Source organism: Apibacter adventoris (assembly GCF_002964975.1).
GTDB classification, from domain to species: domain Bacteria; phylum Bacteroidota; class Bacteroidia; order Flavobacteriales; family Weeksellaceae; genus Apibacter; species Apibacter adventoris.
Map to the genome: position 1 here is coordinate 169,765 of NZ_PSZM01000001.1, position 17,404 is coordinate 187,168.

At 27.7% G+C, this 17,404-nt stretch carries 10 protein-coding genes; 3 read left to right on the forward strand and 7 right to left on the reverse strand.

The window, feature by feature from the left end:
* Positions 1 to 173 precede the first annotated feature (173 nt).
* Positions 174 to 1,688, forward strand: a complete 1,515-nt coding sequence (locus tag C4S77_RS00895) for an oligosaccharide flippase family protein (RefSeq protein WP_105245359.1) — start codon at positions 174 to 176, stop codon at positions 1,686 to 1,688.
* 521 nt (positions 1,689 to 2,209) lie between these two features.
* Here the strand turns inward: C4S77_RS00895 and C4S77_RS00900 are convergent.
* The 4 genes from C4S77_RS00900 to C4S77_RS00915 form a co-directional block, all read right to left on the reverse strand.
* The gene (locus tag C4S77_RS00900) at positions 2,210 to 2,821 is read right to left on the reverse strand and encodes a porin family protein (RefSeq protein WP_105245361.1); all 612 of its coding nucleotides are present in this window, start codon (positions 2,819 to 2,821) and stop codon (positions 2,210 to 2,212) included.
* Positions 2,822 to 3,167: 346 nt separating this feature from the next.
* Entirely contained in the window at positions 3,168 to 4,571 is a 1,404-nt protein-coding gene (locus tag C4S77_RS00905) for an NAD-dependent succinate-semialdehyde dehydrogenase (protein WP_105245363.1), read from the reverse strand.
* A 183-nt stretch (positions 4,572 to 4,754) separates the two neighbouring features.
* The gene (locus C4S77_RS00910; protein ID WP_105245365.1) at positions 4,755 to 5,819 is read right to left on the reverse strand and encodes a hypothetical protein; all 1,065 of its coding nucleotides are present in this window, start codon (positions 5,817 to 5,819) and stop codon (positions 4,755 to 4,757) included.
* Positions 5,820 to 5,835: 16 nt separating this feature from the next.
* Complete coding sequence (locus tag C4S77_RS00915) at positions 5,836 to 7,029, reverse strand: hypothetical protein (protein WP_105245367.1); 1,194 nt, start codon at positions 7,027 to 7,029, stop codon at positions 5,836 to 5,838.
* A 129-nt stretch (positions 7,030 to 7,158) separates the two neighbouring features.
* Here C4S77_RS00915 and C4S77_RS00920 point away from each other — a divergent pair, with 129 nt between their 5' ends.
* The gene (locus C4S77_RS00920; RefSeq protein WP_317614902.1) at positions 7,159 to 8,526 is read left to right on the forward strand and encodes an HTTM domain-containing protein; all 1,368 of its coding nucleotides are present in this window, start codon (positions 7,159 to 7,161) and stop codon (positions 8,524 to 8,526) included.
* Between the two features lie 60 nt (positions 8,527 to 8,586).
* Here the strand turns inward: C4S77_RS00920 and C4S77_RS00925 are convergent, their stop codons facing one another.
* From C4S77_RS00925 to C4S77_RS00935, 3 genes are read right to left on the reverse strand one after another with little or no spacing between them, the layout of a single operon-like run.
* Positions 8,587 to 9,534 (reverse strand): DMT family transporter, encoded by a 948-nt coding sequence (locus C4S77_RS00925; protein ID WP_105194302.1) that lies wholly within the window; start codon positions 9,532 to 9,534, stop codon positions 8,587 to 8,589.
* A 58-nt stretch (positions 9,535 to 9,592) separates the two neighbouring features.
* Positions 9,593 to 11,404 (reverse strand): HSP90 family protein, encoded by a 1,812-nt coding sequence (locus C4S77_RS00930; RefSeq protein ID WP_105245369.1) that lies wholly within the window; start codon positions 11,402 to 11,404, stop codon positions 9,593 to 9,595.
* A 52-nt stretch (positions 11,405 to 11,456) separates the two neighbouring features.
* Positions 11,457 to 13,976: a tetratricopeptide repeat protein gene (locus tag C4S77_RS00935; protein ID WP_105245371.1), complete on the reverse strand. Its 2,520-nt coding sequence runs from the start codon at positions 13,974 to 13,976 to the stop codon at positions 11,457 to 11,459.
* A 197-nt stretch (positions 13,977 to 14,173) separates the two neighbouring features.
* On the opposite strand from C4S77_RS00935, the gene C4S77_RS00940 reads away from it, so the two are divergent.
* Complete coding sequence (locus tag C4S77_RS00940; protein ID WP_105245373.1) at positions 14,174 to 16,966, forward strand: hypothetical protein; 2,793 nt, start codon at positions 14,174 to 14,176, stop codon at positions 16,964 to 16,966.
* The last annotated feature ends 438 nt before the right edge of the window (positions 16,967 to 17,404 follow it).

Below are 17,404 nucleotides of genomic sequence, written 5' to 3' on the forward strand. Positions count from 1 at the left end.
TCATAAACACTTTTCGACTTTTATTTTTATTTTTCAATTTAAGAAATGATTTACTATAAACCTAATCAATTTTATTAAATTTGTCAATAAATTTACATTCGGAATTTGTTTTCATATACATTAAAGCAAAATTTTCCGAGATACAAACACATAATTTATTCAAAACCATATAGTTGTATAAAAAACTTTTTAGTCAGACTCTTATTTATGGACTAAGCAATGTATTAGTCAGAGTATTTCCTTTTTTTCTTACCCCAATGCTTGTAAAAGCTTTTGGACCGTCAAAATACTCTATTTATGCAGATTTTTATTCTGCAGCAGGTATTATTTCTGTATTATTAACTCATGGTATGGAAACTACCTTTTTTCGTTTTTTTCAAAAATATAAAGAGAATAAAGAAAAACAAAATCAGGTTTATTTTACAGCTATGACTTCCGTCTTTATTGTATCTGTTGTCTTTCTGTTTTTAGGTATTTTATTCAAAAAACCATTAGCACTAGCTTTTAAACACCCAGATGAAATAAATTTTTTAGTTTGGTTTTTATTTATTCTGGCTGCTGATGCTATGTGTGCTGTACCTTTTGCAAAACTCAGAATTCAAAACAAGGCTATTTATTTTGCTTCATTGAAAATTTTAAATTCAATCCTTATATTTTTACTTTCTGTAATTTTAATTTTCTGGATCCCCAAACAAATTGAAACACAAGGAATAGGCTATTTGTTTTTTACAAAAATTTATAATATTGATTATGGTATAGGTTATGCTTTCGCCGCTAACCTTATTGCAAGTATTTTTACATTTTTTGCTTTGCTTCCTACAATGATAAAAGGAAAATATTCTTTTAATATTCCGTTATGGAAACAAATGCTTATCTATGCATGGCCGGTAACAATTGCCGGATTAGCCGGAATTGTTAATGAGACAATGGACCGCCAATTCCTAAAATATTTACTTCCGGAAGGAGATGCGGATATCCAGATGGGTATTTATAGTGCTGTATATAAAATAGCTACTTTTATTGCTTTATTTAAAACAGCTTATCTTTTAGGAGTAGAACCTTTTTTCTTTTCACATGCTAGCGATAAAAACTCTGGAAAAACATATGCTACATTAATGAAATATTTTTCTATTTTCAGTGCTTTAATACTGTTATTTTTAGTAGCAAATTTAGACTGGATTGGTCGTTTATATATAGGAAATCCCGAATATTGGGTTGGGCTAAAGGTGGTCCCTATCATTTTAATCGGCTCTACATTTCTGGGCATATATCTTAATCTTTCTATTTGGTATAAGCTTTCGGACAATACTCATTATGGGGCTTTGATTTCCGGAATTGGCGCTCTTATTACTATAATATTAAATTACATAGGTTTAAAGTATACCAACTGGGGGTACTGGGCCTGTGCCTGGGCTACTCTTCTTTCTTATCTGGTAATGATGCTGATTTCTTATTTTTGGGGACAAAAAAAATATCCTATTCCTTATAATTACAGAAAATTAATTTTTTATATAGGAGGAAGTTCTTTTTTAAGTCTTATTGCGTATTATACTTCCGGCAATCTTTGGTTTAGGATTATCTTAGGAAATTTATTTTTTCTACTTTTTATCTATCTTACTACAAAAATTGAATATAAGGACATGAAAGTATTTAAAGAAAAAATAAAAAAATTTAGATTTAAAAAATAATGAAGGTGCTTTTTCGAAGAATATTTATCATTCTGATGAAATCACCTTTGATAGAAAAAAAGAATCTAGAAAATAATTTCGACTATATCCATTCTTCAGCAGATTAACTGAAATACCTGATTAACATTTAAAGATATGATCAAGATGATTTTTTTGTCAGGTTATGAAAAAATTAAACAAAAAGAATAATTGGTTACCTTTCTTAAAAAAATACTATAATTTCTTAACTTATCAACAAATAATTAGTTGGAAAAGGAGCTATGATAATCATAGAAATTTTATAAAGATATTTTTACATACACTTCAGACAAAAAAACGGATAAGCTGAAAGATATTCTAATAAACGATTTTTTACTACAGAAATATTAATAAAAATTTATATTATCTGAATGGGTAGCATTTTTTGTCTCCTATTTTATAAAAGATAATATAAAAACAAAAAGAACATTAAGGATAATCCTTGATGTCCTTTTATATTTGTTTATTTAAGTTTAAATATTTAAAATTACCAATTGTATTCTTTATTTTAAGGTATATCCTACTCCAATTGAAAATACTGAATTTTTAACAGAATAATCTGAATCATCAATTAAATTAGTTAAACCAAAATTATATCTTGCCGAAAAATTAACTCCATTTTTTAACTCATAGTTTGCTCCAACATTTAACCCAAAATCAAAAGTTTTTAAATTCTTAGCTGTTCCTGAAATATGTAATTCTTCTTTTAAAATATTATTATAATAATAGTAATTATCTATATCATATTTTTTAGTTACAATAAAGCCAAACTGAGGCCCAAATTCCCCTCTTAGCCCAGGAATAATTTCATATTGAAGCATTAAAGGTATATTTATATAGTTAAATTTATAATTAGCTTTTATTGTTTCATGCTCTATAAACATAGTATATGAATCTTTTTCTTTGGCTCCCTGCATAGAAAACAAAATTTCAGGTTGAAAACTAAATTTAGAAGAAGAAATTGGAATTTGGGTATAAACCCCGCCATAAAATCCGGCTTTTGAAGAGGTATCACCTAAATCTCCTGTTAAGGTAGATACATTTAATCCAGCTTTAGCACCAAATTTCACTTTTTGTGCACTTAATAAGGCAGAAACGATAAGAAATATCGCCAGTAATGTTTTTTCATAGTTTTTATTTTTTAATTATAAATTTTGCAAAGATAATTTTATTGAACAAATAATAACTATGATTATTTCACTAAATAATATTTATTACTGTGTATTAAATGTTTGATTTCATAAATTTTATACTCTTTATAGAATTATTTTTCTATAAGGTAAATAGATATTTATTTCTCAAAGTTTGTATATTTATTACAAATAACAACGATATGTTATAAAATCATATTTATATGTAGCAAAAACATTTTAGGATGCCTTCTATTTTTTATATTTATAACGAAAATTGCAATAAAAAGCCTGCAATGAAATTACAGGCTTTTTTTAGAAGTTAAATTTTTTAATATGTATGATCAAAATCTGTAATTCTGATAAGTTTTGCATTTACAAATTCATAAATTCCTGCCGGTGATTGTTCCCTTCCATATCCGGAGTTTTTAGTTCCCCCAAAAGGTAATTCAGGAGAAATTCCTGTTACATGATTAATATATACCATTCCTGTGTCTATTTGCCGGGCAACTTCCACAGCATGTTCTCTATTTTTACTATATACGCTTCCTCCTAATCCAAAATCAGTGTCATTAGCCAGTTCAATGGCTTCTTTCTCATCTTTCACTACATAAATACAGAATACCGGACCAAAAATTTCCTGAGAATAAGCTTTTGTTCCTTTTTTAATTTCTGTAAGGATCGTAGGCTCCATAAATGCTCCGGGTCTGTCTATTTTTTTTCCTCCATAAATTAATTTAGCTCCCTGTGTTACGGCTGTTTGGACTTGTTTTAATACATCTTCTCTAGCTTTTTCACTGCTTAACGGAGCTAATTGAGTTTGAGAGTCCATTGGGTCTCCTACTTTTGTTTTTTTCACTAATTCAGTTAATTTTTTTGTAAATTGCTCTGCAACGGCATTTACAACTATCATCCTTTTCGGAGAAACACAAACTTGTCCTGCATTCCATAATCTTCCATTTAAGGCTGCCTGTACTGTTTTATCTATATCTGCATCTGCTAAGACAACAAACGCATCACTCCCTCCTAATTCTAAGGTAGATTTTTTAACGTATTTCCCAGCCATAGAAGCAATAGCTGATCCGGCAGGTTCACTTCCCGTTAGGGTTACGCCTTTAATTCTTGGATCAGCGGCTAATTTTTCCATCTTAGATCCCGGGATAAATAAATTGGTATATACTCCTTTAGGCAATCCTGCTTCATGGAAAATATCTTCCATTATTTTTGCACATTGAGGTACATTTGATGCATGTTTTAAGACCATTGTATTTCCGGCCATAATATTGGGTGCAGCGGAACGGGTAATTTGATAAAATGGAAAATTCCAAGGCTGAATACTAAGAATTACTCCTATGGGATCATAACTTAAAAAAGCTGATTCTAATGGAGTTTCCAAAGGTTGATCTGCTAAAAATTTTTCTGCATTTTTTGCATAATATTCAAATATTTGAGCACTTATTTCAACTTCTGCTTTTGATTCTGCAATTAGTTTTCCCATTTCAATAGTAGCTAATTTCCCTAACTCTTCTTTCCTTTCTCTCAAAATAGAAGCAACTTTATTGATTATGGCTGCTCTTTCTGAAAATTTGGTTTTCTTCCAGCTTTTAAAAGCTTTATCTGCCTGTCCAACAATCTGATCTATTTGAGCTTCGCTCATGATATCAAATACTTTTTCTTCTTTTCCTGTAGCAGGATTTATGGTCCGAATGGTTGATTTTATTGCTTCTTTAGACATAATTTTTACATTTTTTGTGATTGAACTTTTATTTATTTTTTCGTTTTTATAAGTTACAAATTATATTCTAAAAACATGATTTATTTCATATAATTTTTACTAATAGAAACATAAATGCAATCAATTATAAATGTATAATTATATTTTGTTGTCCATTATATAACCAGAAAAGAATTTATTTTCCTATTTTATTATTGCAGATTCTAGTAATTCACTAAAGTGAGAGTTCTGGTTTCTAGTATCAAATTTTTCAGAGAGTAATTTTGCTTGTTTATAATAGTAATTGTATAGTTCTGAAAGTTCATACTCTCCAGATTCTAAAAAAAGAGGATGTTGTACATTAATTTGTAAGTCTTTTTTTGTTCCTTTTCGGAAAAGTGGTAAAATATTTTTGGAAAATATAAATTTTAAATAATCATCTGCATCTAGTTCCCATGTGGAGTATTTTTCATAAAAAGAAAATGCTCTTTTTTCATCATTATCTATCAAGTAGTGAATGAGTAAGGAAATACTAATTAAAATAGAGCTGTCTGTTTCATCCATTTTATTTAATTCTTCCATTGCTTTTTCGAAAAATAAAGAAGCTCTTTCATCCTTTTTTATGTTGAGATAGTATGCAAAATTGCAAAAAGTTGCAAAAGGCATATGAGCACAGGTAAGTTTCTTGTTTATAAGGTCATTTGCCATCATTAGGGCTTCTTCTATATTACCTTTTCTCAATTCTTCTCCTACTTTCGTGTCTAATTCACAGGCAGGACAATGGGACATATCATCTCTCTGCTCTTTTTCTCGTAATTGTATATATTTATCTACTTCTTCATGTAAACCCAAAAATTGTTTCCATGCTATAACAATGCTATAATATCCTCTCAGACTATAGCCATTTTTTAACATTCTTGATTTTAAATCTTCAATTATATTTTCTATTTGTTCTTTAGATATATTCGCATTACAATATGAAGCTTTAGCCATCCATTTGTATTCCCATAAAAACTCACTCTCATCAAATATATCCGGATTTTTATCATAGGCATCCAATATCCATGAAAATGCAGAAAAACTTTCTACACAATGAGATGTACATACTTCTTCTGATATTAATCTCAATCTAAAATCAAAGCCCCATTCAACATCTTGATTGCTATCGGCTAACTGAATTGCTTGTTTTAGTATATTAATCCTATCTTCTACAGCAGTGATTGTTTCTAATTTTAATTCTAATTTTTGTAACTCTAAATTATAATTCATAGTATTTATTGATTGATTAATGAACTTGATTGAATTCTATTTCTTTTTTTAAAAGGGTATTAAAATTATCGGTTTGGTTTCTGGCATCAAATTTATCGGCTAATTTTTGAGCTTGTTCTAAATAATAGTTATATATTTTATGACTATCATACTTTTGATTGGAATTATAAAACGGAAACTCTGAACTCAATCCTTTAATATCCAATATATTATCTTGTTGGAATAATTTTAGAAAGTTCAATGATATATTAAATAATGCGCAATCTTCTGCTCCTAACTGCCAGTTGGCATATTTTTCAAATAATAATAATGCATGTTCTTTATCAAAATACGAGGCATAATTAATTAATCTGGAAATTCCCTCTATAATATTAGGCTCAGCATTTTCTTGAATTTCATTTAACCCTTTATTGAAAAATTCATCTGCATTTCCTACTTGGCATTTGTTAAGATAATAAGTTAAATAGGTATAGGTTTCAAAGGGTACTTCGGCACAAGTCAGTTTTTTTATCTTCATTTCATTCATATCTTGCAAGGCTTCTTCTATTTGACCTGCTAATAATTTGACTCTTATTTTAAGATTCTGTTCACAAGCTTCGCAATCTGACATTCCATCTCTTCCATAATTATCTCTTTCTTTAATTGTATGAATAGCTGATTCTATATATCCGCGAGATATGTCCCATTCAATTTTCGGAACATAATAGGCACCTAATCCATATCCGTTTCGTTCTAGTCTAATTTTTAAATCATTAAGCACTTCTTCTATCTGTGCATAGGATACGTTTGAATTATCAATGGCAGAATTTGCTAGCCATTTATATTGCCATAGTACTTCATCTTCATTAAATCTATCTGGATATGTGTCAACCGCATTCAATATCCAGGTCATAGCAGGAAAGCTATCTATACATTTTGCAGTAGAAAGAGTTTCTTCTTCTATTAATTCTTTTCTTAAGTAAAAACTTTCTTCCAAATCCTTTGCAGAATCTGCTAGTTGAATTGACTGCTTCCATAATTTAATTCTGAAGTCTACATTTTGTTCTTCTTCTATTAGCTGATACCTTAAATCTATTCCTTCATAATAGTCATTATTCATATCGGCTATATCTATTGCTTGTTTTAAAAGTTGTTTTCTTTCTTCTTGATCTTTTGTTTCTTCTATTTGAAGGCTAAGTTTTTGCAGTTCTAATCTATAGTTCATTTTCATAATATATTTTTTAAGATTTATTATTTACTAATTATTAATATGAAAGCATAATGACCTGATTTATTCACAAAAATAGTATTTTTTAAGCTAAACTTTATTACTTTTACTACAACTAAAATTATAAAAATCTTGAAAATTTTTACGCAAAAATTATTTTTACAAATTGATAATTCTCCATTAATTATATTCAGAATTTTATTAGGCCTTTTATTATTTATAGAATCATTCGGTTCTATTTTAACCGGATGGGTAAAAAATAATCTTATTACACCTAGAATTTTATTTCCTTTTATAGGTTTTGAATGGCTTCATCCACTACCAGGGTATGGTATGTATTTTTATTTTGCATTAATGGCTATTTTAGGATTATTTGTAATGATCGGCTATAGATATAAGGCAAGCCTTTTTTGCTTTTTGTTATTATGGACAGCACAATATCTCATGCAAAAGACTTCTTATAATAATCATTATTACTTTTTAATTCTTATTTGTTTTATAATGTTATTTCTTCCAGCTAATGCTTATTGCTCATTTGATTCTAAAAGAAATAAACGTTTAAAATCTCTTTTTATGCCTCAATGGTGCTCTTATGTATTAATGTTACAAATTGCTATTTTATATTTTTACGCTACAATAGCTAAATTATACCCGGATTGGCTGGATGGCACTTTTACTCGTTTGTTATATTCTAATAAAACTAATTTTCCTGTAATTGGTAAATACTTCACTGAAAAATGGTTTTATTTACCTATTGCATATTTAGGTATTTTATTTGATGGATTAGTTGTCCCTTTATTACTATGGAAGAAAACACGTACAATCGCATTAATTGCAAATATAATTTTTCATTTATCTAATTCTTTAATTTTACAAGTAGGGATTTTCCCCTATTTTGCTTTAAGTTTTGTGGTATTTTTTTATCCTCCAGAAACTATACGGAGAATTTTTTTTAGAAATCGCCCTACGTTACAACCATACATTGATAATGTTAATTTCAAAGGAATAAATGTTTTAAAATATCTTTTTATTCCTTACTTTATGATACAGATATTTTTACCTTTACGCCATTGGCTTATTGAAGGTGATGTTTTTTGGACGGAAGAAGGGCATAGACTCAGTTGGAGAATGATGTTGAGAAAAAGATCAGGTTATCCTATTCAATTCTTAATTATTGATAAAAAAACAGGAAAAGAAGTTAAAAATACTTACTCGAAGAATAATCTTTCTATTTCATTTTCTTTGGACCATCTACTTACTGAAAAACAAAAAAATAAAATAAACACTAGTCCTGATGTGATATGGCAGATGGCACAATATATTAAAAAAGATTTCAAGCAAAAGGGTATAGATGTAGCTGTTTATGCAGATTGTTGGGTCAGTATAAATAATCATCCTTACAAAAGGCTAATTAATGAGAAAACAGATTTGGCAAATGTGAAATGGAATTACTTTACCCATAGTCCATGGATTATATTATATGAGGATTACAGGAAGTAAATACCTATTTTTTCATTTTTCCTTATATCATTATTTAATTATTACTCTAATATTATCTTTCTATTTTTCATGTGTTAGAATTATACCTAAAACAGCTGTAATGATCAGCACTATACCCAGTAACATTTTTAAAGTAAAGGGCTCATTAAATACCCATATTCCTATTATTACCGCAGTAAGTGGTTCAAAAGCTCCTAGTACCGAGGTTAATGTGGAACCAATTTTCCTGACTGCACTGACTAAAGCTACTGTAGACACTATAGTCGGTATAATTGCTAAAGATATCATATTAATTACAGAAGATGTATCCTGTAATGGAAACCATTGAAAAGTTCCTCTTAGAAAACAAAAACACAATAAATATATGACTCCTATGATTTGGATATAAAAAGTGAATTTTAATACCTGCATATCTTTAACCGAGGTTTTTACAGAAAAAACTAAAAACATAGCATAGAAGATTGCTGCTGAAAGAGCACAACTTATTCCTTTTAAATTTATTTTTCTAAAACCTTCACCTGAAGATAGCAATGCTACTCCTAATATAGCTATTAGAATAGCAACAATATTTTTAGGAGTTATTTTTTCATGAAAAAATACTCCCATTATAATTGTAACAAATACCGGATACATAAAGTGCACAGTTGTTGTTACTCCTCCTCCCAAAAAGGTATATGAAAGGAAAAAAAGCAGCGAACAGGTGTTACATAAAATGCTTAATAAGATTAAGGTTTTAAATTCTTTCCAAGATATTTTAAAATTAATATTTTTGATAAGCATTAATAGTGCAACCGATAAAGCTGCTAAAAAAAAACGATAAAATAATACTGAATCAAAATGTAATCCTTTATTCATTAAAGGAATACTAAATAAAGGAATTAATCCGTAGGTAACAGAGGAAATTATAGCACTTAATACTCCACTAGTGGAAGACTTTCTGCTATATTTCCTTGCTAATATTCTGGATTTTCTTGGAATTCTTAATAAAATATATCGGGCTGATCTCATTATTTATTCAAAAATTATTTTCAAAAATTTAGATCAATATATTATTTTACTAAATTTATTATGAGTTTAAATCTAAATCTCCCATGAAGTCAGTCATTCCTAAAACCATAAGCTGATATAGCGAATTATTAAAGACTTCCATTTCCTTTTTATTTATTGGATATCCTCCTAACATAAGTGCCTGCACATACATTATATGAATGATTGCTTCAAAAATAAAGGAATCTTTAATATGAAAAAGTTTTTGCACTATCTCATTATCTTTATTAAAACATAAGGTAGGCATATTGTCTTCTTCTTTTTTAATAAAGGTATGGAGGGTAGAAGCAAATGGATTCGCTGATTTGGAAAGATTCTGAATATTTTTATTATTCATAGCCTCATCATTTGCTACATAAATTGCAGGGGTATCTACCGGATCAAATTCTTTGATTTGTGCTTTACAATAAAATAATTTCAATAAGGTATTTGCTTTTTTTTCAAAATTTTGATATTCTGGCTTATAAGTAGTGATAACTTCTCCAAAATTTTCTAATATATCCTGCGGCGTGATTTTCCTAAAATGAATCTGAGGCATTACAATTTTCATTTTCTCGATTAGGTCTGTTTCAAAACTATAAGCTGTGTTAACAACTGTTTTTCCCTGTGAGCCTGCAATCCTTCGTATTTGTCTAAAATCATCTAATGAAGGTGTATAATAGATAATTTCATTATAAGTTCTAAGAGATAAAAAATTCATCATCCCTTTATTGGTTTCAAAAGGAATATAATCAATAAACATTTTTAATAAGTCATTATCCTCTACAGCTAATGCTTTAATATATAAATGATGAATTTTAATGATTTGACTAAGTGTCTGCGTATCTGCAACTGTAAGGTATTTTAAATAATCTTTAAAACAAAGTGTAAGTTCTTTTCTGGCTTTTACCATTTGTCCATCGTTCATTAATGCTTCACGTGATGCAGTAGGGCGTAAGGAATTGGTGTTAATTATACAACGTACAAATGTTGACCATTCCGGAAGTAATCCCTTGGCATCTTCACATAAAAACATTCTTTTTAAATAAATTTTATTTTGCTTGGTATTTCCTGAAAATTGAACTTTATGGGGTATGATATAAGCAATTCCTTGAATATCACCAGTTTTAGAACATAACTTAAATGAGTCTAAAAAATTAGTAGTAAATGTTTTTTTTCCAAATTTTAATAATTCTTCTTTTGTACTATCGTTATTTAGCCATACCGGATCTTTATCTACTAATATTTCTTTTCCTTTATTAGATATAAAATTAATCTGTATAGGCAATGCATCTCCATAGTATAGTACATTTTTCTTTATTTCATCTTCTTTAAAAAGGGTTTTCCATTCTTTTTTTGGAGTAAGGATAACCCGGGTACCTATCATTTGCATATTCTCTGTAGGCTCTACTGTATAAGTTCCATCGGCTTTTCCTTTCCAGCATATTCCTTTATTTTTTAGAAGTGAACGAGTTTCTACTATAATTTCATTACTAACAACCAGACAGGAAAGCATTCCTATTCCAAATTTACCTATAAAATCTTTTTCATCTATCTCTCTTTTTTTGGAACTTTGCCCTATTACGGAAAGAAATTGGTGTACTTCTTCTTCTGAAAGACCTATTCCGTTATCTTCAAATATTAATTGTGGAATTTCTTGTTCTTCTTTTAGGAAAATATTGATCTCTCCTTCAATTTCATCTAAATTTTTCCTTGCAGTTACTGCATCAATTCCATTTTGTAAAAGTTCTCTTATAAATACGTTGGGTGCGCTGTAAATATGTTCTGAAAGTAATTCAATCATTCCTTTCAGGTTTACCTGAAATAAATATTTATTATCTTCTGCTTGCATAAACTACTTTTATTATGCTAATATTTTTTTTATGAAATTAATATTAAATTCTTTATCTTCTTCTTCTTTCTCTTTTTCCTGTTATTTTGCGAGCTTGTTCATGACCATTATCTGATGCTTTCTGGTACCACATCATGGCTTTAATTTCATCTTCGGCAACTCCTTTACCCATTAAGTAACAATTTCCTAATTCAAATTGTGCATCTGCATGTTCTGTTTCTGCAACTTTGGTTAATTGGACAATTCCTTTTTCTAAATCCTGATTAGTTCCTTCTCCTTCCAACAGCATAAGAGCCGTATAATATTCTGCTTGTGTATTACCTTCTTCTGCTGCTTTTGAAAGCCATCGATAGGCTTCCTCTTGATTTTGTTCTGTACCTATTCCATATTTGTAGGCTGTACCTAACCTGTATTTAGCTGCCGTATATCCTTCTTCTGCTCCTAAGGTATAATATTTGAAAGCTTCATTAGAATTTTCTTCTGTTCCTATCCCATATTCATAACAAACTCCTAATCCTTCTGATATCACTCCTTGCTGCTCTGCTGCCAGATAATATTCAAATGCTTTATCATATTCTGGATTTTCCTGTCTTCCATCATTATACAAATAGTAGTCCCCTATAAGCAAAGCGGCATAGGGATAGCCTCTTTCAAAAGATCTGTGAAGCCAATCTAACGCTTTTTCGAAATCTCTTTCTATCAATCCATAATAGTAATAATAGCCTACTTTATATTGCGCAAAGGAATATCCTTGTTCTGCCGCCTTCATCATATATTCCATCACTTTTTGTGCATCAAATTCTAGCCCCCCATATTCTGTTTCATAAGCTAAGGCTAATTCTATAAAGGCATCTCCGTAATTATACTCTATAGCTTTTTTATAATTTTCTATAGCCAATTCCGGATTTTCAGGAACTCCTATTGCATATTTATAGGATCTTCCAACATTGTAAATTCCTTCAATATTGCCACCTTCTGCAGCTTTTTGATACGCCTGAAATGCATTGGAATCATTTTTTTCTCCTACTAACCCATCTTCTTCATAATAGCCTATTTTATTATAAGCATATACATATCCGTTTTCTGCAGCTGTTTTAAATAAGTCATAGGCTTTCTGATAATCTTTTTCAACTCCAAATCCATCTTCATAACAAAAGGCTAATTCAACTTTAGCATATTCTGAACCTTTTTCTATCGCTTGATTAAAATATTCTATAGCTTTTTCCGGATTTGCTTCTTCTGCTTTTGTTATACCTATTCTATAATAATGCCCCACCAATTCAATACCATAAATATGACCTCTCTCTGCTGATAATTGATATAGTTCAAAAGCTTTGTAATAATCAGGATTTTTTCCGATATCTCCTCTTTCATACATAAGCCCTAAGCGATAAGGCGCATAGGAATCTCCTAATTCTATGGCTTTTTCTAATAATTTTTGAGCTCCTTCTATATCAGGCACTTCTTGATTTAACAGTAAATGTGATTTTTCTGTCATCGCTCGGGTACTTTCTTCTTTCACTGCCCAATCTAAATAAATCTGTCCCTTTTCCAGATCTTTTACAGAATCTTCATACAAGTATATCAGAGCTAATTCAACTAAGGAATCTTCAAAATAATATAGCTTAGCTTTTTCATGCCATTCTATTGATTTTTCTATTGATTTATTTCCATCCTGAGTGTAGTAATAATAACGACCTAACCAATTGGCTGCATAAATTACTCCATAGTCATAGGCTTCTTCTAATAATTTAATTCCTTCTGTTTTATCGTAACCGGAAACTCTATCATTTAATATGTTTATCCCTAAAATATAACAACAGAAAGGGTTATTATATTTTATTCCCTCTATTAAAGCTTCTTTTGCTTTTTCAATATTTTCTTCTTTGTATAAATAAAATTCTCCTAATAAATGATAGGACTTTTCTGATTCTTCTTTTCTTGATTTATTATATTCTTCTATAGCCTCAAGAATTTTATTATTATCGGTTTCTGTATAATAAATTACATTCAAAAGATAATTATCTGCATTGTGATACCCTAACTCTTTAGATTTTTCAATCCATTTCTTCCCCTCTATTTTATTTTCTTCTTCCCCCCTCATTGCAAAGTATAAATTATAACCATATATTGCCATGCAAGCAGGATCTTCTAACTCTATACCCGTTAAGAGATATTCTCTTTCTTTTTCTCTATTCCTATAAGGCCTTCGGGCTGTTTCTAGTATATAATCTCTTTCAGCATAAGCTCTTGGAAAGTTATTTTCTATAAACTTATCATTTATTTCTTCATTTTTTTTGAACCAAAATTTATAATCTGTTTCATCTAAGCCTGAAGAAAAATAAAGATTACTGTTTTTTTTATATAATTGAGTGTATAATTTTTTTATTTCTTCGGTAACTTTATCTTCAGCAAGTGCTAAATCACACAAAACCAAACCCTTTAACCATTCATCTTTATTTAAAAAATCTTTTTGTTCTAGTAATTTTTGCGTTTCTTCTTCAATAGATTGATTACTTAATTGACTAAATAATTCTTGATAACGAACTTCTAAAATAATTGGTAGTGTCATTTTGTCTATTTATTTTTAAGTTCTAAAATTATAAAATTTATATAGAAATCACCTTTATATTTTACAAATATTTAAAGCCTATATGCCTGGTGTATTTTCTCATTATTAAACAATATCATTTTTCTTTTTACTTATTTTCATATTTTATACTTTTTTATTTTATTTTTATATACATTTGATTAAAAGAATCCAATTGTATGAAGTGGAAAAAAATTTCTTTTTGGATAGTCTTATTGCTTTTTTTAGGAGGTATTTTAGATTTGGGACTAGGAAAATGGATAAATAACAGTCTTCCTGCTTTCATTAATGAAAAAAACGATACACCTTATAATTTCAATTATTCAGGAGTTTCTTATTCTTTATTGAAAAGAAAAATGGTTATAGAAGGGATTAGTATTTTTCCAAAAATTAAAAATATTGGAATATATAATATTAAAATAAAAAAAATAACCATCCATGGAGTTCATTTTTTCACTTTTTTTTCTAAAAAAGATTTAATTGCTGATTTAATTGAAATTGATAGCCCTGATATTATTATTAATCAAAAGAAAAACGATAAAATCAAGAAAAAAAAGATTAAAACTTATGATATAAGTAAATCTATACAAATTAATAATTTTATTTTAAAGGATGGTAAACTGCAATTATTTATTTCTGAAAACCATAAAAAAATTGTCTCTTTAAATAACCTAAACATCAATTTATCAGGAGTTATATGGGATATTGCAAATACGGAAAAAAGAATTCCTATTACTTTTAAAAATGAAAAACTAAGTGTTGATAATATTTTTTATCAACTTAATGATCTACATTATTTAAAGTTGGCAAAAATTAAAACTGATAATGGAAATATTGAGGCTGAAAAGATTGAAATCAAATCCGATATTACCCCTGAACAATTTAAACAAAATAATTATTTACAGAAAAGTCTTATAAACATTCAAGTTCCTGCTGCTGAAATAAAAAAATTAAATTGGGGATATGATTCTTTAGGCATTTTTTATGTTACTTCTTCTAAAATAGAGGTTGATTCTACTCAGATATTAATTAGTTCTAAAAATAAAATTTCTAAAAATAAAATTACAACTTCTTATATTGATCGCATTATCCCTTTCAACTTACGTATAGATACTATACAAATTCTAAAATCCAAAGTTAATATAGAGAATAGTCTGGCAAGTGATAATATTAATATTTTAATGAAAAATATTAATAATAAACTGAATGATAAAATTACAATTAATGAGCTTAAGTTATCAAATACCAATATTAAATTATATTCACCTACACATAAAATTTCTTCTAAATCACAATCTAGGTTTACTTATTATTTTGATGATATTTTAAATATTAAAAAATTTTCTATCGAAAATGCAAATATTAAATACTATAACATTAATAAAATTAATGTTTTAAAAATGGACAATATCAATTATACAATGAACGATATTGTGATTAATACGTTAATAACCAATACTTCTAAAAAATTACCATTTACTTATAGTAATTACAAATTACAAGCAAATAATATATTTTATTCGACCCTTAAAAATTATACATTTCATTTAGATAAGATGATGTTAGCTAATGATGCTTTTATTGCTCATAGTTTAAAAATAATTCCTAAAATATCGCGGATATCTTTTACTAAACAAAAATTATCTAAATATTTGTTTAAAGCTGACATTAAAACTATAAGTATTCCTAAAATTAATTGGAATACTGATAATAATGATTTTTTTATTCAAGCACCGACTATTATTATTGATAATATGTATGCTATTCTTATTCATAATAAGAATTCTAAATCAATAAGCAAAAAATTACAATTGAACAATTCTGATTTAGGCCTTAATTTACATATTAATGCCTTTGTTATAAAAAATTCAAATATAGTTCAATATGATGCTTTAAAAAAAACACTTTTATTTTCTTCAAAAAATATTAATGTTACAGTAAATGATATTATTTTTAATAATAATTCTGAAAATATTACGCTATCAATTCCTTTTTCTTTTTCAAGATTTCATTTAACTGCTAATTCTATTTATTATAATTTAGGCTATCATTCTTTGTATATAGGATATATAGATTTTAAAAATAATTCGATTAATCTTTCTAATTTGAAAATGTTTCCTATAAATAGCCAAATAATATTCATGAAAAAAAAAGGAATAGATGCGTATACTATTAGTCTAAACAAAATGGATATACCTAATCTTGATTTAGGTTTACCAAATAATGAAATTAAATTTACTGCGCCTTTAATTACTTTTTATAGATTATATACAACCATCCATCAATATGATATACCAAAAGATGAATATATAGCAGTATATAAACCTTTATTTAATAAAAAACTTCATGATTTGAAATTTAAACTTTTTTTGGGACAAATCAACTTAATAAAATCCTATCTTTCTTATGAGGAAGAGTCTTTGGACAAAGGTACAGGAAAAATATTTTTTTCTGATATAAATGCTACTATTAAAAATGTTTCCAGCGGATACAAGGTTAATTCCCTTCCTGATGTAAGTGTTGACTTTAAAAGTAAATTTATGGATTCAGCTCAGCTATCCGCATTATGGAAATTTAATGTAATGAATACTCAAGGAAATTTCTCTGTTTTGGGAACAATCAAGCATCTACCTGCACAAAAATTAAATATGTTTATAAAACCCTATTTGCACGTTTCTGCGGATGGAATTATTGATCAGACCTTATTTAACTTTAAAGGGAATGAAAATACAGGAAATGGCTCTTTTGGCATGGAGTACAAAGACCTTAAAATTTCTATATATAAAAACAACGGAAAGGAAGAAAAGAAATTATTATCCTCTCTTGCCAATCTTGCTGTGAAGGATAACAATGGTGATTCTTTAAAAATATATACAATTAAAGAACTAACAAGGTCTAAAGATAAATCTTTTTTTAATTTTTTATGGAAAATGACACTTAGTGGTCTTAAAGAAGCTTTATTTATATTTTAAATCTCTCTTATTTTAAATATATTTTTAGAATACTGAAGAAAAATAATATATGATATGAAAATTTATAATTTACTCAATAACATATATTTATAAATAAACCAACAAATTAAACACCTATTTTTTTTACTATTTTAAGAAATCTAATATATAAATAAATTATTTAATCAGTTATTTATATTCATTAAATAAAAAATAAATATTCTTTTTTTTCGTTATTCAATATTCAGAATCTTACTTTTGAGATTAAAAAATAAAACATAATTACATGAAAAAAAAGAATCTTCTTCAACTTTTATAATAACCTTAAAGAATTTATTAATTTTAGGTATCCTAAGCTTATCATGATTTTGGAAACCAAAATAAAACTTAAAAAAATAGTTTATTTATTTTAATGCGCCTTTTACTACAAAAAATTAAATCAACTCTATATAAAATATA

What these genes read in the sequence shown, in the direction of transcription:
- C4S77_RS00935 (WP_105245371.1), bottom strand. Translation starts at nt 13,976, where the DNA reads ATGACACTACCAATTATTTTAGAAGTTCGTTATCAAGAATTATTTAGT.
- C4S77_RS00925 (WP_105194302.1), bottom strand. Translation starts at nt 9,534, where the DNA reads ATGAGATCAGCCCGATATATTTTATTAAGAATTCCAAGAAAATCCAGA.
- C4S77_RS00905 (WP_105245363.1), bottom strand. Translation starts at nt 4,571, where the DNA reads ATGTCTAAAGAAGCAATAAAATCAACCATTCGGACCATAAATCCTGCT.
- C4S77_RS00940 (WP_105245373.1), top strand. Translation starts at nt 14,174, where the DNA reads ATGAAGTGGAAAAAAATTTCTTTTTGGATAGTCTTATTGCTTTTTTTA.
- C4S77_RS00910 (WP_105245365.1), bottom strand. Translation starts at nt 5,819, where the DNA reads ATGAATTATAATTTAGAGTTACAAAAATTAGAATTAAAATTAGAAACA.
- C4S77_RS00930 (WP_105245369.1), bottom strand. Translation starts at nt 11,404, where the DNA reads ATGCAAGCAGAAGATAATAAATATTTATTTCAGGTAAACCTGAAAGGA.
- C4S77_RS00915 (WP_105245367.1), bottom strand. Translation starts at nt 7,029, where the DNA reads ATGAAAATGAACTATAGATTAGAACTGCAAAAACTTAGCCTTCAAATA.